Raw genomic sequence first — 22037 nt, 5'->3', positions numbered from 1 at the left:
AGGCACCATCATCTCCACGCTGCAGTTCCCCGACGGCTTCCTCTGGGGTGCCGCCACCGCCGCCCACCAGATCGAGGGCAACAACGTCAACAGCAACTGGTGGGTGCACGAGCACGAGCCGGACACCACCATCGTCGAGCCCTCGGGTGACGCGGCGGACAGCTACCACCGGTACCGCGAGGACATCCGCATCGCGGCCGAGCTCGGGCTGAACTCCTACCGGTTCAGCATCGAGTGGGCCCGCATCGAGCCCGAGCGCGGGTTCGTCAGCCGTGCCGAGGTCGACCACTACCGTCGCATGGTCGACGCCTGCCACGAGTTCGGCATCGAGCCGATCGTCACCCTCATGCACTTCACCGTGCCGCGCTGGTTCGAACGCGACGGCTTCTGGCGGGCACCCGACGCCGCCGACCTGTTCGCCCGCTACACCGAGGCCGCGCTCCCCGTGGTGCAGGACGGCGTCCGCTACGTCTGCACGATCAACGAACCGAACATCGCGGCCATGCTCGCCGGCGGCGAGGACGCGGCCAACCTGGTGGCCTTCGGCCTGCCGAACCCGGACCTGGGGGTCGCCGACGCCCTGCTGGCCAGCCACAAGCGGTCGCGCGAGGTGTTGTCACAGGTGTCGGGCCTCCAGTCAGGGTGGACCGTCGCGACCCAGGCCTTCAAGTCCAACGGTGAGCCGGGCGCGGACGCGATGCTCCGCGAGTACGGGTACCCGCGCGACGACTGGTACCTCGAGAACGCCGCGGGCGACGACTTCCTCGGCGTGCAGGCCTACACCCGCACGTTCATCGGTCCGGACGGGCCCCTGCCCGTCGCGGACGACGTCGAGACGACCCTGACCGGCTGGGAGTTCTACCCCGAGGCCTCGGCCGACGGGCTCCGCAGCGCGTGGGAGCTCTCCGGTGGTGTCCCGCTGATGATCACCGAGAACGGCATCGCCACGGCCGACGACCCCCGCAGGCAGGCGTACACGCAGGGCGCGCTCGAGGGCATCCACCGCTGCATCGAGGACGGCATCGAGGTCCTCGGCTACCAGCACTGGTCGCTCCTGGACAACTACGAGTGGGCCTCCGGCTTCCGACCGACCTTCGGGCTGGTCGCGTGGGACCGCGAGACCTTCGAGCGCACGCCGAAGGACTCCGCCCGCTGGTACGGGCGGGTCGCACAGGCGAACGCCCTCGAGTCGGTCGCCGTCTAGGACGGTCGACCCGCAGGCGCGCGGCGGACGGGAGGCCCTGCTCCCGTCCGCCGCGCTTCGTCGTGTCCGGCACCGGTCGGCCCACGGGCCGTGGTGCGGCCAGCGCTCAGGCGGCGGCGAGCAGGTCGGCGACGGCCGTCTCGCGGAGCAGCTCCGCGCGGTCCGCAGCGGTCGAGCCCTCGTCGTCGGCGGCGTCCCGGTCGACGTCGAGCGACAGCACGACGCGGACCGTGTCGAGGTCGCCGGAGTCGACGGCCGCGATCAGCAGCGTCGCGCCCCGTGACCCGCGCGCCCTGGTGTCCGCACCCGCGGTGGCGAGGGCACGCACGATCGCGGCGTGCCCGCCCCACGCAGCGCGGACGATCGGGGTGTTGCCGTCGCCGTCACGGGCCTCCAGGTCGGCGCCCGCTGCGACCAGCACGTCGACCGCCCGTCGCGCGTCGCGGTCGATCGCCAGCGTCAGCGGCGTCCGCCCCTCGGTGTCCTCCAGCTGCAGGGTCGCCCCGCGGCGCAGGAGTTCCTCGAGCATCTCGGGGTGGTCGAACCACGCGGCGGCGTGCAGCGGGGCGAAGCCCCAGCGAGGGTCGACGTCGTCGACGTCGCGCGCGTCATCGGCCAGGTGCAGCCCGCCGAGGTCGCCGTACGCCGCGGCCCGTACCACCTCGGTCGCCCACTCCACCCAACCGTCCGGCACCGGGCCGTGCCAGCCGCGTGCCGGGCGCGACTCGAGGCCGGAGTACACGGACTCGGCGACGCTCCGGATCGCCACCCGGACGCCCCGGAACCGGATCGCGACCTCACCGACGGGGGAGATCAGCAGGCGGAGTTCCCAGGCGTCGTGCTCGTTCAGGTACTCGAGCTCGCCCCGGGCGACGTGCGCGTCACCGGCGAGCAGTGCCGCGGCGTCGACACCCGGCGGGTCGATGACGGCGTCCCGCAGCCGGAGCGACACCCTGGCGTGGTTCCAGCGGCGCCACAGGCCGCTCGGGGTGTCGAGCACCTCGTCGTTGCGGACCACGATGTCGGCGTGCACGACGACCGGGTCCGGCACACCGTGCCCCGGCAGGTCGACGGGGGTCGTCACGTCGTCCTCGTCGGCGTCCGGGTCGACGACGGCGTCGGCGGACTCCACGACCCAGCGTTCGATCCGTGAGTCGGTCCACTTGACCGTCAGGAGCGCGGCGATCGTCGGCGGGGCGTCCTCGAGCAGCCGGGTCACGTGTTCGCGCTGGCCGTCGAAGTCCTCGAGGGAGACGTAGCCAACGGAGGGCCAGTTCACTCGACTCCATCGCACGGGACGACCCTACCCGGCAGTGGTCCGTCTCCCCGCGGAGGGCCTCGTTGCGTGCTCTCGTCCAGCTCCGCAGTTCTCCACAGGTGTCACCCTTCCGGAGCAGCGCCGTCCGGAATGTGAGATGTTGGAGACATGCCGCCGCGGACCGTCCCCCGAGTTGCGGTACGGGCTGCGTCCAGAGGTCCTGATCGCGCGACTGCTCGGCTCGAGGACCTGCGGCCACGGCCGGAGCGAGCCCCGGGGAGCAGCAGGCGGCTGGCTCCGCGAGTGAGCGGACGGTCGACGAAGCGGTGGGCGAGCGGCGCCACGGCGAGCATGGCACCGACGGTGATCGTGACGACCACGAACCACGGCACCCAGTACGCGCCCACGGCGGCGAGTGCTGCGGGCACCACCGGTGCCAGGAGCGGATGAACGAGGTACAGCGCGTACGAGGCAGCGCCGCCGGCCATCACCCAGCGGGGCACGAACCGGCCGATCCGATCGTCCAGCCAGACCGCCGAGAACACGACAGCGGAGATCACGAGCGGGACGACGGCCGCCGAGACCTCGAGCCGCTCGGCTCGCAACGAGGCCAGGGTGCCCATGCAGACCGCGATGCCGCCGAGCGACAAGACGGTCAGGACCGGTCGTCGTGCTCGCCACCCGCGGGCGATGACCATGCCGGCGAGGAAGTAGAGCGTCACGTCATCGGCGTAGAACCACCATGCTGACCCGGTGGCCGGGCGCAGGAGTGACGCGGCGGCCGCGAGCGTGAGGATCGGTGCGCAGAGTGCCAACGGGTCGATCCGGATGGCCAGGGCGAGCGTCATCAGCGCGTAGAACGCCATCTCGAAGACCAACGTCCACCCGACGCCCCAGAGCGGATGGATGGCACCGGCTTCGTCGTGACTGGGGATGAACAGGTACGACGCAAGGACCGTGCCCGGGCTGAGGGCCGAGTTGACCACCAACGAGCCGGCCAGGACCACCGCGGCGACCTTGATGGTGGTCATCAACCAGTAGAGCGGGACGACCCGCGCGAGCCGCGCCCGGGCGAACCGGTGCCAGGACCCCGGCGCCTGACCGAGGTCGTCGCCGACGAGCACCATCACGAAACCACTGATCGCGAAGAACAGCCAGACGCCCAGTCCGCCGATCCTGTCGAGCTGCGGGGTGTGCTCGTCGAAGCGCTCCGCCGAGTAGTAGCACGCGTGGACGACCACCACGAGGGCGGCTGCGACGTACCGCAGGGCCTGGATGAGACGGAAGGGCTGCTGTCGGGTCGGCATGTAGCAATTCTACATGCAAAATACAAACATACGTGATGATATCGAGCGCGTGCTATGGATATTGCAGGTGATATACTAATGACATGACCACACGAACCGCAGCGCGCGAGGTCGTCTACCTCGGCTGGACGGGGCACGGCAACTACGGCGATGAACTCCTCCTCGAGACCTGGCGTCTCGCCCTCGGGATCGACGCGGTCTCGCCGGTGACTCGACGGGAGCGACTCGCCGACGTCCGGAGCGCGATCCACTCGTACCGCACCGGAGGCCGTACCGAGCGGATGCTCCTCCTCGGTGGCGGGACGGTGCTCGGCTTCCAGAACTGGGCACGGCACGTGGCAGATGCTGCTCGGGTGTACCGCGCAGACGCAGTGGTCGCACTCGGAGCGGGGGCGGCTGAGTCGACCGACACGTTCGCCCTGGGCCTGCAGGGGCACGACTGGCGGCGCTGGTCGGAGCTCCGATCGATCTTGCTCGGTGTCCGCGGTCCGCTCACAGCGGTGGAGTGCGAGCGGGCCTGGGGTCGTCCTGCGGTCGTCGGCGACCCCGCTCTGCTGTACCCGGTCGTGGCTGGTATCGAACACGTCCACGACGCCGACGGCCCGGTCGGTGTGAGCGTCGGCGCTGATCCGGTGTCGCGGTTCGACCCGCGGTCGGTTGCAGCGGCGGTGCGCGGGATGACCGGAGCGGACACCGAGATCGTGTTGTTCGCGCTGTCCCCGAACGACCTTGCCGCCTGTCGAGCCCTGCAGTCCGAACTGCACCGCCCGTCGCGGATCCACCGGTTCGACGGCGACGTCCGCGCAACGACCTCGGAGATCAGCCGGTGCAGTCTCATGCTCACCGAGCGACTGCACGGCGCCGTCGCCGCGGTCGGCCTGGGCGTCCCCACGGTGCCGCTCGCCTACGCCTCGAAGTGTGACGACTTCTGGCTCAGCGTCACGGGTGGACGGCCTGCGGTCGTTCCGGGCTCGACGGAGCAGCAGATCGTCGATGCTGCAATCCGGGCACTCGACCCCCTGGAGCGCTCGGCGACCCAGGCGCAGGCGAGCGTGCTCCGCCAGCGCCTCGTGGACGGGGTGCAACGGATCGCCGACTGGCGCGAGGGCGTCACCACGACCGACGAGCTCCGCGAGCCGCTCCCGTTCGAGACGGTCGAACCCGCGGGTGCCCACGGAGGAGTTGCCTGATGGAGGCTCAGGAGTACGTCCGGATCCTGCGGAAGAGCTGGCTCCTCATCGCGGCGACGGCGCTGCTCGGCATCCTCAGCGGTGGTGCGCTCGCTGCTGCGTCGACACCCGCCTACACCGCGGCGACCCGTCTCTACGTCTCGGTCCGTGCGCAAGAAGGCGCAGCCAGTACGGATCTGAACCAGGGGACGAGCTTCGCGCGACAAGCGATCTCCACCTACGTCGACGTCGTGAACAGCCCGATCGTCCTCGATCGCGCCGGACGCGAGCTGGAGCCGCGCATGACGGCAGCCGAACTCGCGCCGCTCGTCAGCGCTTCGTCCCCTGCCAACACCGTGCTCCTCGAGGTCTCCGTGACGGACACCAGCGCGAAGCGTGCGGCCGAGATCGCGAACGCCGTCGGGGAGTCCTTCGCACGCGTCGTGTCCGAGGACCTCGAGAAGCCGAGCGTCGGGCCGTCCCTCATCGCCGTGAAGACGATCGCGCCGGCAACCGTGCCGAGCGCGCCGAGTGCTCCACGGATCCCGCTGATGCTCGCGATCGGCCTCGCGGTGGGTCTCGTGACCGGGGTGGGGATCGCGGTGCTCCGGACGAACCTGGACACGAGGGTCCGGACCGCGGAGCAGATCGAGGCAGTCGCGCGTCGCCCCTACCTGGGCGGGATCTTCGTCGATCCGGACGCCCAGAAACGCCCCCTCATCGTCCACGCTGACCCGAGGAGCCCACGGTCGGAAGCCTTCCGTCGGCTCCGGACGAGTCTGCAGTTCGTCGGTCTCGGCGACGCTGGCCGCTCGTTCGTGGTGACCAGTTCCGGACCGGGCGAGGGCAAGAGCTACGTCGCAGCGAACCTGGCCATCGCCCTTGCCGAGACCGGAGCGAGTGTCGTCCTCGTCGATGCGGACCTCCGGCGCCCCCGTGTGGCGGACTACCTCGGCATCGAGGGGAACGCCGGGCTGACGGACCTGCTCATCGGACGTGCGGAGATCGCCGACGTCCTGCAGCCGTGGGGTGAGCAAGCGCTCTCGGTGCTCCCGTCCGGACGCATCCCCCCGAACCCGAGCGAGATGCTCGGCTCCGCTGCGATGCGTGCGACCGTGGAACACCTGGAGCGCAACTTCGACTACGTCGTGATCGATGCGCCGCCTGTCCTGCTGGTCGCCGATGCCACCGTGCTCAGCGCGGTCGCCGGCATCCTCTTCGTGGCCGCCGCCGGCAAGGTCCGCAAGGCGGATGTCGTCGCGGCACTCCGTGCGCTCGATGCGGTCAAGGCGGTCACGTTCGGAGTGGTCGGCCAGATGCTGCCGATGCGCGGTGCCGGTGGTGGGTCCTACGGCAAGTACGCCTACTACGACGGCGACACCCCGGTCATCGAGCCGGTGCCCGAGGAGCGGCGCAGCCGGCGCGGTCTGACCACATGACCCACGGTGTCGGCTCGACCGTCGCGCGCCCGGTCGGCGCCGCCCTCACCGACCCCGAACCCTCTGGGAGCTGAACTTGTCAATCCTCGTCACCGGCGGCGCCGGGTACATCGGCTCGCACGTGGTCCGCCTCCTCGAGGAGCGAGGCGAGTCGGTCGTCGTGGTCGACGACTTCTCGAGCGGCCTCAGGTCGCGGGTCGGAGCCGTCGTCGTCCAACTCGACCTCGCGGCCGCCGATGCCACGTCAGCACTCATCGACGTCATGCGCGAGCACGACGTGTCCTCGGTCATCCACCTCGCGGCCCTCAAGGACGTCGCGGAATCGGTCGCCGAGCCGGAGCGCTACTACAGCGTCAACGTCGGAGGGCTCGGGCACCTGCTCGAAGCGATGCGGTCCGTCGGAGTCACTCGAATCGTCTTCTCGTCCTCGGCTGCCGTGTACGGCGATGTGCAGGACGTCGTCGTCACGGAGCGGACCCCGTGTTCGCCGATCAATCCGTACGGCCAGACGAAGCTGATCGGTGAGTGGATGCTCGACGCAGCGCACCACGCCTGGGGGCTGCGGGCGATCTCGCTGCGCTACTTCAACGTCGCCGGCGCCGGCTGGGACGACCTCGCGGACACGGCTGCCAAGAACCTCATCCCGATCGTGGTGGATCGGATCCTTCGCGGTGAGTCACCGGTCGTCTACGGCGATGACCATGACACCCCGGACGGCACCTGCATCCGCGACTACATCCACGTCGCAGACCTCGCACGGGCGCACCTCGCTGCGGTCGACACGCTCCGTGACGCCAGCGACTTCGCCGGCCCGGTCAACATCGGCACGGGCAAGGGGGCGTCCGTCCGAGAGGTCGTGGCCGAGGTGAGCAGCGCCCTCGGACGATCGAGCACCCTGCGGGTCGCCGCAGCTCGTGCTGGCGATCCCGCCGCGGTCGTCGCGGACCCGTCCGTCGCAGCCGATCAGCTCGGGTGGCGGGCTCGTCACGGTCTCGACGCGATCGTCCGGTCCGCCCTGGGAGCAGTCCACTCCTGACGCACGCTGATGAGCGCGCTGTTCGCATCGACGCGCGGAGCGCCCGTGAGCCGCTGCGTTCTCGGCTCGGGACTCGTCAGAGTCGCCGCGACACGGGCGCCCAGCGGAGCACGGCATGGAGCGCAGGGAAGACAACCCACGGCGCGGTCGCGGCGATCAGCCGGACGGGCACAGCGATGTCCGACGGTACGGCGACGAGGATGCCGAGCGAACACGCGAGCGTGATGACCCGCACAGTCGTGAGCTCGGCGTTCGAGCGGCGGTAGCGCTGGAACGTCGAGAACACGGTGCTGGTCCACAGTGCTGACACCAGGAGGCAAGCGACGACGCTGAACGGGACTGCGTCGGAGAGCGCGGTCAGCTGGATGGCGCTCAGGACGAACGGCACGACCGCAGCAGCCGTCGTGCCCCAGAGCACGCCAGCCAGGATCGCGCTCGCAGCGATCGTTGCGGGGAAGGCGAGCGACCGCATCCGTGCGCGGAAGGTCGACGGCGCAGCTCGAGTGGGATCCCGGTGATCGGCCGATCGCTCCTCGAGCGCTCGGCCTCGCATCGAGCGGATGACGGTCGGGGACAGTCCTGTCTGCAGCATCTGGAACGGTCCCGCGATGAGGGTGGTGCAGCTCCGGAACGCGCCGGCCACGGCGAGTGACGTCGATGCGCCGAGCGCGATCACCACCGCGCTCATCGTGGTGCCGATCAGGACGCCGTCGAGCGCGAGGAACGGGATGTCCCGCCGGTACTCATCGAGGAAGACCCGGACGCTCCACGACCGGGTCGGGCGTCCGCGCAGTGCGAGTCCTGCGGCACCCACTCCGTACGCGATCGTCATCGCCACCGGCAGCGCCACCGACGCGTCGACGCCGGGCAACAGCCCGACAGCACAGAGTCCAGCCAGGACCACCATCACCACGGCGTCGGTCGAGACGACGCGGCCGTAGCGGACGGCCGACATCTCGACCGATCGTGTCGTGTCGTACAGGGCGTACGTGACGAGTGCGGCTGCGAGCGCGAGTCCGGATGCGGCGGTTGCGAGACCGAGACCGACGACCGCGATCGTGATCGACGCGGGAGCCGCTGCGACGAGGGTGAGCAGCACCGCAGCGCGGCGTGCGGCTCGAGACCGTTCCGGGTCGCCTGACAGGTAGATGACGACGGGCAGTGCTCCGAACCCGCGCACGAAGCCGGCCGCCATGAAGAACACGGAGAGCAGAACGGCGAAACGGCCCCATCCGTCGGGAGTGAGGCGGACGGTGCCGACGATCGTGATGCCCATCTGGCCCAGGCTCAGCATCGCCTGAGCGGCGAAGGGGAGCGCGAGTCGGACGAGTCGCTGCATGTTCGCGCCTCTCTTATTATGGATGTCACGTGTTAGTATATCACCGAGCCGGGGGTGACCCGCCTGATGAGTGAAGGACCGAGATGCTGACATTTGCCGAGTTCGAGCGAACCGAGATCGCGGGCGTGCCGATCATCGTCGCGACCCGTGACGAAGCGATCGAACAGATCGCGGCGGTCGCGCAGAGCGGTGGTGCCGGTGACGTCCACCTGGCGAACTCGTACGTGATCTCCCTCACCGCGCAGGACGAGGACTACCACCGGCTCATCGCCTCCGGGGCTGCCGTCTACCCGGACGGGAAGCCCCTCACGTGGGTGTCGAGAGTGCTCCCGGGCCGCGCGCTGTCGCAGGTCAGGGGCCCGTCGCTGTTCCCGGACATGATGGACCGGGGGCGGAGCCGGGGACTCCGGCACTTCTTGCTCGGCAACACGGACGAGGTGCTGGCATCCCTCCGCGCCGAACTCGAGCGGCGGTACCCGGGCGTCTCGATCGTCGGGACGCACCGCTCGTACTTCCGGCCGCTGACCGACGACGAGCTCGCCGCGCAGGACGCCGACATCGTCGCCGCTGATCCGGACATCATCTGGGTCGGCCTCGGCACACCGCTGCAGGACGTCGAGACGCGACGGATCGCCGAACACCTCGGGAAGGTCGCGATCGGGGTCGGGGTGGCGTTCGACTTCATCGCGGGGACGAAGCCAGTGGCGCCGGAGTGGATGACCCGTGTCGGACTGGAGTGGGTCTTCCGGCTCGCGAGCGAACCGCGCCGTCTCTGGAAGCGCTACCTCATCGGGAACTTCGTGTTCCTCCGCGCGGCCTTGCGGCGACGCCGATGACCGGCGGACGCGTGGCGGTCGTCAGCCAGGTTCCTCCGCCCGTGCACGGCCAGACCGTGATGACCATCCGCTTCCTCGACGTGCTCGAGCGGCTTGGGCGATCGTCACGACTCATCGACCGTCGGTTCAGTGCGACGGTCGCCGAGGTCGGTGTGCCGTCGTTGCGCAAGGTGGTCGCGGTCCTCGGCCTGCTCACCCGTGTCGTCTGGACGAGCGTCCGTTTCCGGCCCGAGGTGGTCGTGGTGTTCGTCACCACCCGGGGCGGATCGTTCCTCGTCGACTGGGCCGTGTCCGAGCTCCTGCGGCTCTTCCGGAGTTCTCTGGTGCTCTACGTGCACTCGGTCGGCTTCGAGGACCTCCGTCGTCGAGGTCGGTTGTGGGCGTGGTGTGTGGACCGTCTGCTCGGCTCGAGCGACCGGATCGTCACACTCGGTCCGTCCCTGCTCGCAGACCTGCCTGGCCGCGCTGCACTGTGTCTGGCCAACACGCCGGGCCCAGTGCCGGCAGTGACCACCGCAGCCGACCCGTGCAGCGTCCTCTTCCTGTCGAACCTCATCCCCGGTAAGGGTGCCGAGGACTTCGCGCGGATCGCCGGCCTCCTCCTCCGTCGCACCGGGACCGAGCGCTGGCGTTTCACGTTGGCGGGTTCGCCCGCCGATGCAGCCGTCGTCGCAGCGGTCGAACGAGAACTGGTCGACGCTGACGCCACGGCGCGTGTCGCGGTCGTGGGCGCGCTCGGTGCGGCGGAGAAGTGGCAAGCCTTGGCGGTGTCGACGTGTCTTGCCTTCACGTCGTCGCTCGAAGAGGCGCAGCCTTTGACGATCGTCGAGGCGTTCGCGAGCGGCACGCCTGTGGTCGCGTACCGCGTCGGCGGCGTTCCGGACCTCATCGAGCACGGTGTCAACGGCTTCCTCGTCGACGTCGGCGACGAGGAAGCGTTCGCCGATGCACTCGAGTCCCTGGTCAGAGACCCTGCACTCCGCGGACGTCTGTCCGCTGGCGCCTCCCGGACCTTCTCGGCGCGTCTGTCCGAGCTCGCCTACACGGACGCCTGGCGACACGTCCTCGACGAGAGCACCCGATGAGCGTCCGTCCCGGCACGGCGTTCCTTCCGAGCCGTCGATCGTTCCCAGGGCACCGCTGGCGAGCCCCGGCCCTTCCCTGGCTCACCTGGGTGGCGGTGGGGATGGCGATCGTGATCGACACGAGTGGCCGTGTCGGTCTGGGGTCGGTGAGCCTCTCGGCGTTCATCTCGGTCGGCGTCATGGCGGTGCTCATCGCGCTGGCCCCGCTCGTCGTGGGAGCGGGCCTCGCGGCCGTTCCCCTGCCGTTCCTCCTGTTCTACGGCTTCGTCGTCGTCCGTCTCGTCTTCGCGCCCAACCCCGACGGGCTCCAGAACGCAGCGATCCTCACCATGTTCACCTTCGGCATCGCGTTCTCTGCGCGGTCGGCGACGGTGGAGATCGCCGGCGCGACGCTCCGGGTGTTCGCCGGTGTCGGTGTCCTGGTCGCCGTCGTGTTCGCCGTCGGCAGCGTGTCGGGTGCGGACGTCTACATGACCCGTGCATTCGCCCTCACTGCTCTCGTGCTGCTGGCCGCTGCGGTCGTGCTGCCGCCGACGGACCTCCTCGCCCGTGCCGCTCCGTTCGTGATCGTCGGGGCCATCGTGCTCAGCCTGTCCCGGACGGCGTCCGCGATCAGCATCCTGATGTTGGTGGGACTCGTCGTCCGGCTCCGCCGAGGACACCGGCTCCTGCTCGCCTGTGGCGCGGTGACCGGCGTCGCGCTCGCCACGTGGGCGCTCCTGTCGACGTTCGCACCGCTGCGTGATCGCTTCCTCGTCGGGGACAACGCGGTCGAGGTCGGTGGCCTCGCGATCAACACCTCCGGCCGTTCGGCGCTCTGGGAAGCAGTCAGCCAGAACGCGATGCACGCGCCCTTCCTCGGCCACGGCCCGGGGTCGGCGGTCGTCTTCGTGACGGAGCGGTTCGGTGGGATCACCCAGCCGCACAACGAGTACCTCCGCGTCCTGCACGACGAGGGCCTCGTCGGACTGATCCCGTTCGTCCTGGGCTGTCTGCTCGTGCTCATCCGTGTCATCAAGCGGATCACACGGACGGACCAGCCGATCCACTGGGCCGCGCTGTTCGCCCTGACGGCGACACTCGCTGCCGCCGCCACGGACAACGTCCTCGTCTACCCGTTCGTCCTGCTTCCCGCTTCGGTCCTCATCGGGCTGTCGCTCGGTCTCCCGGTCGGTCTCTCCGAGCAACCGACGACGGGAGCGCGCGCACGAGAGCCTCGAATCGGCGACCGCGGACTCCTCGGAGCATCCCGATGACCGGTCGCCCCGACATCGCAGTCGTGATGAGCGCCTACAACGCCGTCGACACGATCATCCCCGCCGTGCGCTCGCTCCTCGACCAGACCGAGGTCGCCCTGGAGGTCGTGGTGTTCGACGACGGATCGACCGACGGGACCGATCTCGCGCTGGGATCACTCGCCGATCCGAGGCTCCGCGTGATCCGTTCCCCGCACAACGTCGGTCGATCGGTCGGACGCGACCGCGCCATCCGAGCGACGACCGCAGCGGTGATCGCGATCGCTGACGCGGACGATGTCGCGCTTCCTGGAAGGCTCGCGGCACACGTCCGACAGCTCCGGGGAAACCCGCACGCGGTCGCGACGTTCGGCAGGCTCGTCGAGCAGCGTGGCTCGCGGACGATCCTCGCCGATCGGTTCCCGCCCGACTCCGATGCCGTCGACGCGATGTTCGAGCGCGGTCAGATGCCGGTGGCGCACCCGGCGAGTGCGTTCCGCCGCGAGTGGTACCTCGACACCGGCGGGTACGACCCACAGATCCGTTGGTGCGAGGACTACGACCTGTTCGCACGCGGATGGCGCCCAGGAGCCGTCGTCCCCGACCGCGCACCCGTCGTGGTCTACGCGTCCCCTGGAGCCGTCCGGCCGTGGCGCTACTGGTGGGAGAACGAGCGGCACCGTCGTGCGATCACCGCCCGTGTCCTCGCGGCCGGCCGCTCTCGAGCGGGTGCGACTCCCATCGCGCCCTACCTCCGTGCTGCCAGCGCCCCACCACGTCGCGCCGTCGAGGTGCTCCGGTACGTCGCTGTGTCAGCTCGCGACGCCGTTCGCGAGCGTCGGCGTCTCCACCGTCCCACAGAAGAAGGAAGCGGAAACAGATGAACACCACCAAGACCGTCCTCATCACCGGGGGTGCCGGCTTCATCGGCTGCGCCCTGTCCCAGCGGCTCGCGAGTTCGTTCACCCGCTGGGTGGTGGTCGACTCGCTGCACCCACAGGTGCACCCCGAGCGAGTCCGACCGGATGGACTCCATGACTCGGCAGAGCTCGTGGTGGGCGACATCACGAAGAGCGCGACCTGGGACCGTGTGCTCTCGGACATCCGCCCGGACATCGTGATCCACCTCGCCGCAGAGACGGGTACAGCGCAATCGCTCGACGAGGCTTCGCGTCATGCCGAGGTGAACGTCGTCGGCACCACGCGCATGCTCGACGGGTTCGGTCGTCTCGGCATCGTCCCCGAGCGGATCCTGCTCAGCAGCAGTCGCGCCGTGTACGGCGAGGGGCGCTGGATCTCCGAGCGGGGGGACGTCCGGTACCCGGGCCAGCGCAGTCACGGGCAGCTCGAGCGTGGGGCGTGGGACTTCGACGGACTGGCGCCGCTGCCCGCCCGCGCCGGCGACAACGTCCCGCATCCGACGAGCGTCTACGGATCGACCAAGCTGTCGCAGGAGCAGATCCTCGCGGCATGGGTGGGCGCGCGCGACACGGCGTTGACCGTGCTGCGCCTGCAGAACGTGTTCGGGCCCGGCCAGTCCCTGACGAACAGCTACACCGGGATCGTCTCGTTGTTCTCGCAGCTCGCCCGTGCCGGTCAGAGTATCCCGATCTACGAGGACGGCGAGATCACCCGCGACTTCGTCTTCATCGACGACATCGCCGACGCCTTCGTCGCTGCGCTCGGGACCGCTCGCTCGGTCGGGACCACGACGTTCGACGTCGGGTCCGGCGTGCCTTCGACGATCAACGATCTCGCTCGGACGATCGCTCGTCACCACGGAGCACCCGCGCCGCACATCACCGGGGCGTTCCGCGACGGCGACGTCCGGTTCGCCGCGTGTGACGTTGCTCCGACGGTCGCTGCGCTCGACTGGCAGCCGCAGTGGAACCTGGACGCCGGCGTCGTGCGCCTGCAGGACTGGATCGACGGCCAGCTCGGAACGCCGGTCGAGGCACTGATGGCTGGCTGAGGCGCTCGCACAAGAAGCCCCGACCGCTCCCGTGTGGAGCGGTCGGGGCTTCTTGCTGTCCCGCGGAAGGCCGGCGGCCGTTGATCGACACACGCGTCGCCCGCCGAAGAGACCGAGGCGAGCACTGGCGCGCACACGAAGATGCCCCGGCTGCTCGCGATGAGCAGCCGGGGCATCTCGTGGTGTGCGGGAACAACGCGCTCGTGCGCGTGCTACTCCGCGGTGATCTCGTTCTGCTCGCCCTTGTCGTCGACCGTGGGGGTGTTCCCGGCCTTCACGAGGTTGCCGTTCGAGCCGGCACCGATGGTCACCGACCCGACGGACTTCGCACGGACCGTGTTGATGGCCCCCGTGATCGAAACGTGTTCGACGGCTCCGGACACCGTGACGAGCGAATTGGACGCGGAGATCTCGACGTTCTCGCAGTCGCCCTGCACGGTGAGCTCAGCGCTGTCGTCGGTGACCTTCGCGGTCCCGTCCTTGCACGCGACGTCCTTCTTGACCACGGGCGGGGCCGTCGACGTGGACGTCGGGCTGGAACTGGGCTTCGCCGTGTTCGTCTCAGCCGCTGTGCACCCCGCGAGAGTGGCGATGGCGAAGGCGGCGGTGGCGATGGCGAGCGGCTTGATGAACTGCATGAGGGATCCTGACGTCGATTGCGTTGTGTGGATGGGAAGAGCCGAGGCCCAGGTCGCGGTCAGCGAGCCTGGGCCTCGACGAGTGCTCCGGATTCGGAGTGCTCAGCTCACGGTGAAGGAGAACGGCGCGGTGGTGTCCGCACCGGGCAGGGACTGCAGCACGGTGCCCGAGTAGCTGCCGGGTGCCAGCGTCACGGTCGACGTCAGCGTCCAGGTGCCGTCGTTCTTGACCGATCCCGTGGCCAGGGTGGTGCCGCCGGAACCCTTGATGACGAGCGGAGCGTTGGGCGTGCCCGCCCCGGAGAACACCGGTGTGCCGCTGGCCACCGTCCCCCCGATCTCCGGGCTCTCCAGCGTCACCGCAGTGAACTGGATGCGGAACTGGAACGGGGCGGTGGTCACCTTGCCGTCAGCGACCTGTCGGACGGTCCCGGAGTAGGAACCGGCTCCGAGCGCGATCGTCGAGGTGAGGTCGAACTCGCCGTTGCTGTGCACCTTGCCTGCGGCGAGCTGGGTCCCGGAGGCGCCGGTCACGGTGATGTCGGCGTTCGGGGTGCCCTTGCCGCTGAAGACCGGGTTCGGGGTGACGACCACCGCGTTCTGTGCAGGCGCGGTCAGTGAAACGGGGATCATGGGTGCGGCGACGGTGAACCGGAAGTCCGCCGTGGTGGTCTTGCCGTTGACGGTCTGCCATGCCTTGCCGGCGTAGGTGCCGTTGGCGAGGGTGATGTCGGAGGGAGCTTCCCAGCTGCCGTCGTCCTTCACGGTCGCGGTGGCGAGGAGGGTGCCGTAGGTGCCCTTGACCTCGACGGTCGCGCCGGGCTGGCCCTCACCCTTGAACACGGGCTTGGTGTCGGTGACCTCGGCGCCGATCGCCGGGGCGGTCAGCGTCACCGGGGCGATCGCCTGCACGACGGTGAAGCGGAAGTCCGCCGTGGTGGTCTTGCCGTTGACGGTCTGCCATGCCTTGCCGGCGTAGGTGCCGTTGGCGAGGGTGATGTCGGAGGGAGCTTCCCAGCTGCCGTCGTCCTTCACGGTCGCGGTGGCGAGGAGGGTGCCGTAGGTGCCCTTGACCTCGACGGTCGCGCCGGGCTGGCCCTCACCCTTGAACACGGGCTTGGTGTCGGTGACCTCGGCGCCGATCGCCGGAGCGGTCAGCGTCACCGGGGCGAGGTTCTGGCCGACGGTGAACCTGAACGGTGCCGTCGTGGTCTTGCCGTCGACGGTCTGGGTTGCCGTTCCGGCGTAGCTACCGGTCGCGAGCGCGATCGCTGACGGAACCGACCACTTGCCGTCCTCCTTGACCACGGTCGTGGCGAGGACGCTGCCGTAGGTGCCCCGCACGACGACGGTCGCGCCGACCGTACCGCGGCCTTCGAAGACCGGGTTCGGCGTCGAGACATCGGAGTCGATCGCGGGAGCGGTCAGCGTGACCGGGACCATCGCCTTGACCTCGAAGTTGATCGGCGCGGTCGTCTTCTCCCCTTCAAGCGGCGTCTGCGTGGCGGTGAGCATGTAGCTGCCGTCCACGAGGTCGAAGCCAGCCGGGACACTCCACTTGCCGTCCTTGACGGTGGTGGTGGCGACGACTCTGCCGGTCGAGCCCGTGATCTCGATCGTGGCGCCTTCGTCGCCCGTACCGGAGAACACCGGACGCTTGTCGGTCGCGGTCGACCCGTTCGCCGGAGTCTCCACGACGATCGGAGCGACCGGGTTCACGGCCTCATCGATCGTGGCCTGCGTGGTGCTCGTGGTGTTGAACGCGCCCTCGACGGCGGTGCCGCTCAGGACGGTGCGCATCGGGAAGGTGCCGGCGTCGGCGTTCTCGGGCGTGCTCACGTTGATGTTCCAGCGCATCAGCGACGCGTCGGGGAGGTTCCAGGTCGTGGTGGTGGTCGCGAAGTCGTAGGTGTACTTCGTGCCGTCATCGGAGCGGACCCCGTTGGTCAGGGTCATGGAGGCGTTCGTCCAGGCGTCCTCACCCGGCTTCTTGAACGAACCTTCGATCGTGCCCTGGTCCGCGGCGAAGGTCGTCCCCTCGGGCGCGGTGAACTCGACCTTGCCCTGCGGGCGGCTGATCGAACCGTTGGTCTTGAACAGGGACCCCACCGAGGTGACCTCGCCACGCTCGAGCGTGACAGCGGTGCCGTCCTGGCCCGAGATCGCGGCATCGTTGATGACGACGTCGAGGTCCTTCGAGTCGTGCTCCTCGCCGTCGATCTCCTGCACGATGTGCAGCGGGTTCGTCCCGCGGTCGAGATCGTCGACCGTGATGCTCCACGCACCGGTCTCGGCGTCGGCTTCGACGCTCTTGTCGCCGATCGTGATCGTCGCGCCCGGGGTTGCGGTACCCGAGATGACCGCGGTCTTGCCTGCGTGGTCGATCGACGCAATGTTCGCCACGAGGTCGACGACGTTCGTCTCGATCGTCGTGGTCGTCGTACCCTCGGCCAGGAAGTCACCCTTGCTGCTGGTACCCGGCATGGAGAAGCCCATTGCGTCGGAACCGGCGGGGGCGTCATCGGCAGCGGTGACACCGACCATGAAGCGGTACTGCTCGTTCGCGCCGTGGTTGGCGGCCCAGTCGACGTCGAAGGTGATGGTCTTGCCGTCGTTCGAGGGCTTCCCGTTCGTCAGCGGGATCGAGGTGGAGTTCTCCCAACCAGTTCCACCGACCTGGCGCCACTGGCCCTGCACGGTGGTCTGCTCGTCGAAGGTCGTACCTTCGGGCGCCTCGAGCGTGACGGTGCCGTCGGTGTTCGTGCGCGCCTCGCGGTTCTCGACCACGAACGGCACCGGGGTGCTCTCGCCGCGCTCGAGCTCGATCGGGCCCTGGTCGACACCGACGAGCGTGCCGCCCTCGACGATCGTCGCGGTGACGGTCTTCTGGTCGACCTGCGAGTTGTTGAAGCGCTGCGTCGCGGTGAGGGAGTTCGCTCCGACGGAGAGTCCTTCGACGGTCATCGACCAGTTGCCGCTCGAGTTCACGTCGACGGTCTTTCCGCCGATCGTCACCGTCCCGTTCGGCGTCGCGGTGCCCGACACCACGGCGGTCTTCGCGATGTTGTTCACCTTCGTCACCTGCGCGGTGAGCGCGACTTGCTCGAACCGATCGCCAGCGAGCGTGTTCGCCTCGGTTCCGGGACCCGCCCAGGTCCTGCCGTCGTCGGTGACGTTCCCCCCGGCGTACCTGCCGAAGGTTGCGCTGTAGACAACGCCGGATCGTGAAACTGACCAAAGTGCGGGGTTGGTGCTCTGGCAGTAGCCCGGGTCCGCGCCGAGGAAAGTCCTGGTGGAGTACAAGAGCCCGAGGCACCCAGCGGATCCCACGTTGATGTACCCGGTTGTTCCAACATCCGGGAACGATGCCGACGTCGCGCGGGCTGCCGCTGCGCTGTACGTGCTGTAGTCGGTTGCAGTGAACTTCGTGACGGCGCCGTCCTTACCGGAAATGGTGTAGGCGCGGTAGCTGTCGCCGGCCTTGAACACCAAGGGCGTGGAGAACGAATTCGTCTGGATGGGGGACGCCGTCGCTGCCGTCGCGCCGAAGGAGAGGCCGGACACGATGGTGGCAGCGGCCAGCCCGGCCGCACCCATGGACTTGAGGGCAGTCGATGCCCTCTTCTTGTGAGACATGTGCATCTTTCAGGACAGGCCGCGCGACGGCGGCTGTGCGGGAAGGGGCACGCCCGTGGAAAAACTCCAACGGCGCATGTGTATTCAGAATATCACGTGAAATACCAACATACGGTCGTGCTATCGCTTTGGGGAATCACCTGTGGGTTGAGTGGGACTGGCGCAGGTTCATCGTCCTGAAGTTGACTCCAGGCGACTCAGGAGTAGAGTTGAGTCCATCGGACGCAAGTCCAACGACTTACCCCCAAGCAAGAGGAGCAACACATGGGACGTGCAGTAGGCATCGACCTCGGAACCACCAACTCCGTCGTCGCAGTTCTCGAAGGTGGCGAACCCACCGTCATCGCCAATGCCGAGGGCATGCGCACCACGCCGTCGATCGTGGCGTTCACGAAGGACGGCGAGGTCCTGGTCGGCGAGACCGCCAAGCGCCAGGCCGTGACGAACGTCGACCGCACCATCGCGTCGGTCAAGCGTCACGTCGGCACCGACTGGACCACCGAGATTGACGGCAAGAAGTACACGCCGCAGGAGATCTCGGCCCGCACCCTCGGCAAGCTCAAGCGCGACGCCGAGCAGTACCTCGGCGAAGACGTCACGGACGCGGTCATCACCGTCCCGGCGTACTTCAACGACGCCGAGCGCCAGGCCACGAAGGACGCCGGTGAGATCGCCGGCCTCAACGTCCTCCGCATCATCAACGAGCCGACCGCGGCCGCTCTGGCCTACGGCCTCGACAAGGGCAAGGAAGACGAGCTCATCCTGGTCTTCGACCTCGGTGGCGGCACGTTCGACGTCTCCCTGCTCGAGGTGGGCAAGGACGACGACTTCTCGACGATCCAGGTCCGCGCGACCTCCGGTGACAACCGCCTCGGTGGCGACGACTGGGACCAGCGCATCGTCGACTACCTGGTCAAGAAGTTCAAGGACGAGCACGGCGTCGACCTGTCCACGGACAAGATCGCCAAGCAGCGCCTGAAGGAAGCGGCTGAGCAGGCCAAGAAGGAACTGTCGTCGCAGATGTCGGCGAACATCCAGCTCCCGTACCTGACGCTCACCGCCGAGGGCCCGCTGAACCTGGACGAGACCATCTCGCGCGCACAGTTCGAGCAGATGACCTCCGACCTGCTCGACCGCACCAAGAAGCCGTTCAACGACGTCATCAAGGAAGCCGGTGTCTCGGTCAACGACATCGCCCACGTGGTGCTCGTCGGTGGCTCGACCCGCATGCCCGCCGTGGCCGAGGTCGTCAAGTCGCTGACCGGTGGCAAGTCCCCGAACCAGGGCGTCAACCCGGACGAGGTCGTCGCCGTCGGCGCCGCACTGCAGGCCGGTGTCCTGAAGGGCGAGCGCAAGGACGTCCTGCTCATCGACGTCACGCCGCTGTCGCTCGGCATCGAGACGAAGGGCGGCCTGATGACGAAGCTCATCGACCGCAACACCGCGATCCCGACCAAGCGGAGCGAGACCTTCACGACCGCTGACGACAACCAGCCGTCGGTCGCCATCCAGGTCTTCCAGGGCGAGCGCGAATTCACCCGCGACAACAAGCCGCTCGGCACCTTCGAGCTCACCGGCATCGCACCGGCTCCCCGTGGCGTCCCGCAGGTCGAGGTCACCTTCGACATCGACGCCAACGGCATCGTGCACGTGTCCGCGAAGGACAAGGGCACCGGCAAGGAGCAGTCGATGGTCATCTCCGGCGGCTCGTCGCTGCCGAAGGAGGACATCGAGCGCATGGTCCGCGAAGCCGAGGAGCACGCTGCCGAGGACAAGGCTCGTCGCGAGGCCAACGAGCGTCGCAACCAGGCCGAGCAGCTCGTCTACTCGATCGAGAAGCTCATCAAGGAGAACGACGAGAAGCTCCCCGCGGACGTCAAGTCCGAGGTGCAGGCCGACGTCGACGCGCTCAAGTCCGCACTCGCGGGCGAGGACGACGACGCCGTGAAGTCCGCCTTCGACAAGCTCAACGAGTCGCAGGGCAAGCTCGGCCAGGCCATCTACAGCCAGCAGGACGCAGCAGCCGGCGCCGCCGGTGGCGAGCAGCCCGCGGGTGAGCAGCCGGCCGACGACGAGGACATCGTCGACGCCGAGGTCGTGGACGACGAGGACGACAAGGACAAGAAGTAACGATGACGGATCCCAAGGACAACGTGCCGAACGAGGAAGAACCCCAGGTCGAGGGAGACGCCACGAACGCGGCCGAGCCCGAGGACCTCATCGAGGCGGAGGGGCCCGACGTCGAAGTACCGACGGACGGCCCCGCCGCCGGGGGCCCGGCGGCGGATGCAGCGAACGACCTCTCCCCGGAGGACGAAGCGCTGCTCGCCGACGCCGCCCGCGGCATCGCCGAGGACAAGCTGAGCACCGAGGACCGCGACCTCGTCGCCGAGATGCGTGCGGACATGCTCCGGGCGCAGGCCGAGCTGGTCAACTTCCGCAAGCGCGTCGAGCGTGACCGTGAGGCCAACCGCGAAGTCGCCATCGCCGAAGTGGTGCGGGCACTGCTGCCGGCGCTCGACGACCTCACCCGGGCTGAGGCCCACGGTGACCTCGCCGAGGGTCCGATGCAGGTCATCGGCCAGAAGATCCGCGGGGGCTTCGAGAAGTTCAAGCTCGTGCAGATCGGCGAGAAGGGCGAGGCGTTCGACCCGAACATCCACGAGGCGATCGTCCAGCTCCCCACCCCGGGTGCCACCGGACAGACCGTCGCGGACGTCGTCGAGCCGGGCTACAAGCTCGGTGAGCGGGTCCTCCGCGCGGCCAAGGTCGCGGTGGCGGTCCCGGCCTGAGCCGGGTCCCCACGGTGACGACAGAAGAAGGCAGGTGATCCATGGCCAGTCAGGATTGGTTCGACAAGGACTTCTACAAGGTCCTCGGCGTGTCCAAGGACGCCTCGGACGCCGAGCTGAAGAAGACGTACCGGAAGCTCGCGCGGCAGTTCCACCCGGACTCCAACCCGGGTGACGCCGCCGCCGAGAACCGCTTCAAGGAGATCAGCGAGGCGTACTCGGTGCTCTCCGACAAGGAGCAGCGCCAGGAGTACGACCAGGTCCGTGCCATGGGCTCCGGCGCTCGCTTCACGGCGGGCGGCGGGGGCCAGGGCGGGTTCGAGGACGTCTTCGGCGGGATGTTCGGACAGCAGGGCGGTGGCGGACAGCGCGTCCGCTTCGGCCAGAGCGGCCCCGGCGGCGCCGGCGGTTTCGAGGACATCCTCGGCGGGATGTTCGGCGGGGGTGGTGGCTTCGGCCAGACCTCCGGCGGCTACCGCGGCTTCGGTGGGCCGACGAAGGGCCGCGACGTCACGGCGTCGACGACCCTCGACTTCACGACGGCGATCGCCGGTGACACCGTCAAGCTGTCGCAGGGCAACGGCCGACCGGTGAACGTTCGCATCCCCGCGGGTGTCGCCGACGGCCAGAAGATCCGTCTGCGCGGCCGCGGCGAGCCCTCGCCCGACGGTGGTGAGGCCGGGGACCTCGTGGTCGCCGTGTCGGTGCGGAAGCACCCGGTGTTCGAGCGCGACGGGCTCAACCTGCGTGTGGACGTCCCCGTGACGTTCACCGAGGCAGCGCTCGGCGCGACGATCGAGGTCCCGACGCTCGGCGGTTCGCCCGTGAAGCTCAAGGTCGCCCCCGGCACGCCGTCGGGTCGCGTCCTGCGCGTCAAGGGCCGCGGCGTCACGACGAAGAACGGCACGGGTGACCTGCTCGCGACCGTCCAGGTCGCGGTGCCGTCGCACCTGTCGGACAAGCAGCGCGAGGCAGTCGAGGCACTCGCGGCTGCGCTGCCCGACGAGAACCCCCGCGAGGACCTCCTCGCCAAGGCGCGCGACTAGCGTCGCGCACCGAATGCAGTAGAACCAGCCTGGAGGAACGGCGCG

At 69.0% G+C, this 22037-nt stretch carries 17 protein-coding genes; 12 read left to right on the top strand and 5 right to left on the bottom strand.

Annotated elements, in window-relative coordinates:
- Positions 1–7 precede the first annotated feature (7 nt).
- Entirely contained in the window at positions 8–1204 is a 1197-nt protein-coding gene (locus tag BR70_RS0103250) for a glycoside hydrolase family 1 protein (protein WP_155896753.1), read from the top strand.
- A 106-nt stretch (positions 1205–1310) separates the two neighbouring features.
- Here the strand turns inward: BR70_RS0103250 and BR70_RS22085 are convergent, their stop codons facing one another.
- Both BR70_RS22085 and BR70_RS0103240 read right to left on the bottom strand, forming a co-directional pair.
- Positions 1311–2498, bottom strand: coding sequence for an ankyrin repeat domain-containing protein (locus BR70_RS22085; protein ID WP_081827214.1), 1188 nt, complete (start codon positions 2496–2498; stop codon positions 1311–1313).
- An 86-nt stretch (positions 2499–2584) separates the two neighbouring features.
- A complete protein-coding gene (locus tag BR70_RS0103240) occupies positions 2585–3769 on the bottom strand; it encodes an acyltransferase family protein (protein ID WP_027464903.1) in 1185 nt (394 codons plus the stop codon).
- Between the two features lie 83 nt (positions 3770–3852).
- Between BR70_RS0103240 and BR70_RS0103235 the strand changes: the two genes are divergently transcribed.
- From BR70_RS0103235 to galE, 3 genes are all read left to right on the top strand, one after another.
- Complete coding sequence (locus BR70_RS0103235; protein ID WP_027464902.1) at positions 3853–4959, top strand: polysaccharide pyruvyl transferase family protein; 1107 nt, start codon at positions 3853–3855, stop codon at positions 4957–4959.
- The gene (locus BR70_RS0103230; protein ID WP_027464901.1) at positions 4959–6377 is read left to right on the top strand and encodes a tyrosine-protein kinase domain-containing protein; all 1419 of its coding nucleotides are present in this window, start codon (positions 4959–4961) and stop codon (positions 6375–6377) included. Before BR70_RS0103235 ends, BR70_RS0103230 begins: the two co-directional genes overlap by 1 nt.
- A gap of 76 nt (positions 6378–6453) precedes the next feature.
- Positions 6454–7413: a UDP-glucose 4-epimerase GalE gene (gene galE / locus BR70_RS0103225; RefSeq protein ID WP_027464900.1), complete on the top strand. Its 960-nt coding sequence runs from the start codon at positions 6454–6456 to the stop codon at positions 7411–7413.
- Positions 7414–7489: 76 nt separating this feature from the next.
- Here galE and BR70_RS0103220 read toward each other — a convergent pair whose 3' ends face one another.
- A complete protein-coding gene (locus tag BR70_RS0103220; RefSeq protein WP_027464899.1) occupies positions 7490–8752 on the bottom strand; it encodes an MATE family efflux transporter in 1263 nt (420 codons plus the stop codon).
- A gap of 83 nt (positions 8753–8835) precedes the next feature.
- Here BR70_RS0103220 and BR70_RS0103215 point away from each other — a divergent pair, with 83 nt between their 5' ends.
- The 5 genes from BR70_RS0103215 to BR70_RS0103195 all read left to right on the top strand — a co-directional run bounded on the left by BR70_RS0103215 (position 8836) and on the right by BR70_RS0103195 (position 13880).
- Entirely contained in the window at positions 8836–9588 is a 753-nt protein-coding gene (locus BR70_RS0103215; RefSeq protein ID WP_027464898.1) for a WecB/TagA/CpsF family glycosyltransferase, read from the top strand.
- Between the two features lie 41 nt (positions 9589–9629).
- Entirely contained in the window at positions 9630–10673 is a 1044-nt protein-coding gene (locus BR70_RS22080) for a glycosyltransferase family 4 protein (protein ID WP_027464897.1), read from the top strand.
- 110 nt (positions 10674–10783) lie between these two features.
- A complete protein-coding gene (locus tag BR70_RS22075) occupies positions 10784–11929 on the top strand; it encodes an O-antigen ligase family protein (protein WP_197019610.1) in 1146 nt (381 codons plus the stop codon).
- The gene (locus tag BR70_RS22070; RefSeq protein ID WP_027464895.1) at positions 11926–12792 is read left to right on the top strand and encodes a glycosyltransferase family 2 protein; all 867 of its coding nucleotides are present in this window, start codon (positions 11926–11928) and stop codon (positions 12790–12792) included. The genes BR70_RS22075 and BR70_RS22070 overlap by 4 nt, the downstream gene beginning before the upstream one ends.
- The gene (locus tag BR70_RS0103195; protein ID WP_027464894.1) at positions 12789–13880 is read left to right on the top strand and encodes an NAD-dependent epimerase/dehydratase family protein; all 1092 of its coding nucleotides are present in this window, start codon (positions 12789–12791) and stop codon (positions 13878–13880) included. Before BR70_RS22070 ends, BR70_RS0103195 begins: the two co-directional genes overlap by 4 nt.
- Positions 13881–14092: 212 nt before the next feature.
- Here the strand turns inward: BR70_RS0103195 and BR70_RS0103190 are convergent, their stop codons facing one another.
- Both BR70_RS0103190 and BR70_RS0103185 read right to left on the bottom strand, forming a co-directional pair.
- Complete coding sequence (locus BR70_RS0103190) at positions 14093–14518, bottom strand: DUF3060 domain-containing protein (RefSeq protein WP_027464893.1); 426 nt, start codon at positions 14516–14518, stop codon at positions 14093–14095.
- A 102-nt stretch (positions 14519–14620) separates the two neighbouring features.
- The gene (locus BR70_RS0103185; protein WP_155896751.1) at positions 14621–18154 is read right to left on the bottom strand and encodes an Ig-like domain-containing protein; all 3534 of its coding nucleotides are present in this window, start codon (positions 18152–18154) and stop codon (positions 14621–14623) included.
- 264 nt (positions 18155–18418) lie between these two features.
- On the opposite strand from BR70_RS0103185, the gene dnaK reads away from it, so the two are divergent.
- The 3 genes from dnaK to BR70_RS0103160 are packed head-to-tail and all read left to right on the top strand — an operon-like array spanning position 18419 to position 21992.
- The gene (gene dnaK, locus BR70_RS0103170; protein WP_027464891.1) at positions 18419–20284 is read left to right on the top strand and encodes a molecular chaperone DnaK; all 1866 of its coding nucleotides are present in this window, start codon (positions 18419–18421) and stop codon (positions 20282–20284) included.
- Positions 20285–20286: 2 nt separating this feature from the next.
- Positions 20287–20946: a nucleotide exchange factor GrpE gene (locus BR70_RS19275; RefSeq protein ID WP_081827213.1), complete on the top strand. Its 660-nt coding sequence runs from the start codon at positions 20287–20289 to the stop codon at positions 20944–20946.
- Between the two features lie 41 nt (positions 20947–20987).
- Positions 20988–21992, top strand: a complete 1005-nt coding sequence (locus tag BR70_RS0103160) for a DnaJ C-terminal domain-containing protein (RefSeq protein WP_027464890.1) — start codon at positions 20988–20990, stop codon at positions 21990–21992.
- Positions 21993–22037 lie beyond the last annotated feature (45 nt).

Source organism: Curtobacterium sp. UNCCL17 (assembly GCF_000686685.1).
Taxonomy (GTDB): domain Bacteria; phylum Actinomycetota; class Actinomycetes; order Actinomycetales; family Microbacteriaceae; genus Curtobacterium; species Curtobacterium flaccumfaciens.
This window is presented reverse-complemented; position numbering and strand designations above follow the sequence as displayed.

What these genes read in the sequence shown, in the direction of transcription:
- BR70_RS0103240 (WP_027464903.1), bottom strand. Translation starts at nt 3,769, where the DNA reads ATGCCGACCCGACAGCAGCCCTTCCGTCTCATCCAGGCCCTGCGGTAC.
- BR70_RS0103235 (WP_027464902.1), top strand. Translation starts at nt 3,853, where the DNA reads ATGACCACACGAACCGCAGCGCGCGAGGTCGTCTACCTCGGCTGGACG.
- BR70_RS0103230 (WP_027464901.1), top strand. Translation starts at nt 4,959, where the DNA reads ATGGAGGCTCAGGAGTACGTCCGGATCCTGCGGAAGAGCTGGCTCCTC.
- BR70_RS0103220 (WP_027464899.1), bottom strand. Translation starts at nt 8,752, where the DNA reads ATGCAGCGACTCGTCCGACTCGCGCTCCCCTTCGCCGCTCAGGCGATG.
- BR70_RS0103215 (WP_027464898.1), top strand. Translation starts at nt 8,836, where the DNA reads ATGCTGACATTTGCCGAGTTCGAGCGAACCGAGATCGCGGGCGTGCCG.
- BR70_RS22070 (WP_027464895.1), top strand. Translation starts at nt 11,926, where the DNA reads ATGACCGGTCGCCCCGACATCGCAGTCGTGATGAGCGCCTACAACGCC.
- BR70_RS0103195 (WP_027464894.1), top strand. Translation starts at nt 12,789, where the DNA reads ATGAACACCACCAAGACCGTCCTCATCACCGGGGGTGCCGGCTTCATC.
- BR70_RS0103190 (WP_027464893.1), bottom strand. Translation starts at nt 14,518, where the DNA reads ATGCAGTTCATCAAGCCGCTCGCCATCGCCACCGCCGCCTTCGCCATC.
- BR70_RS0103185 (WP_155896751.1), bottom strand. Translation starts at nt 18,154, where the DNA reads ATGTCTCACAAGAAGAGGGCATCGACTGCCCTCAAGTCCATGGGTGCG.
- dnaK (WP_027464891.1), top strand. Translation starts at nt 18,419, where the DNA reads ATGGGACGTGCAGTAGGCATCGACCTCGGAACCACCAACTCCGTCGTC.
- BR70_RS19275 (WP_081827213.1), top strand. Translation starts at nt 20,287, where the DNA reads ATGACGGATCCCAAGGACAACGTGCCGAACGAGGAAGAACCCCAGGTC.
- BR70_RS0103160 (WP_027464890.1), top strand. Translation starts at nt 20,988, where the DNA reads ATGGCCAGTCAGGATTGGTTCGACAAGGACTTCTACAAGGTCCTCGGC.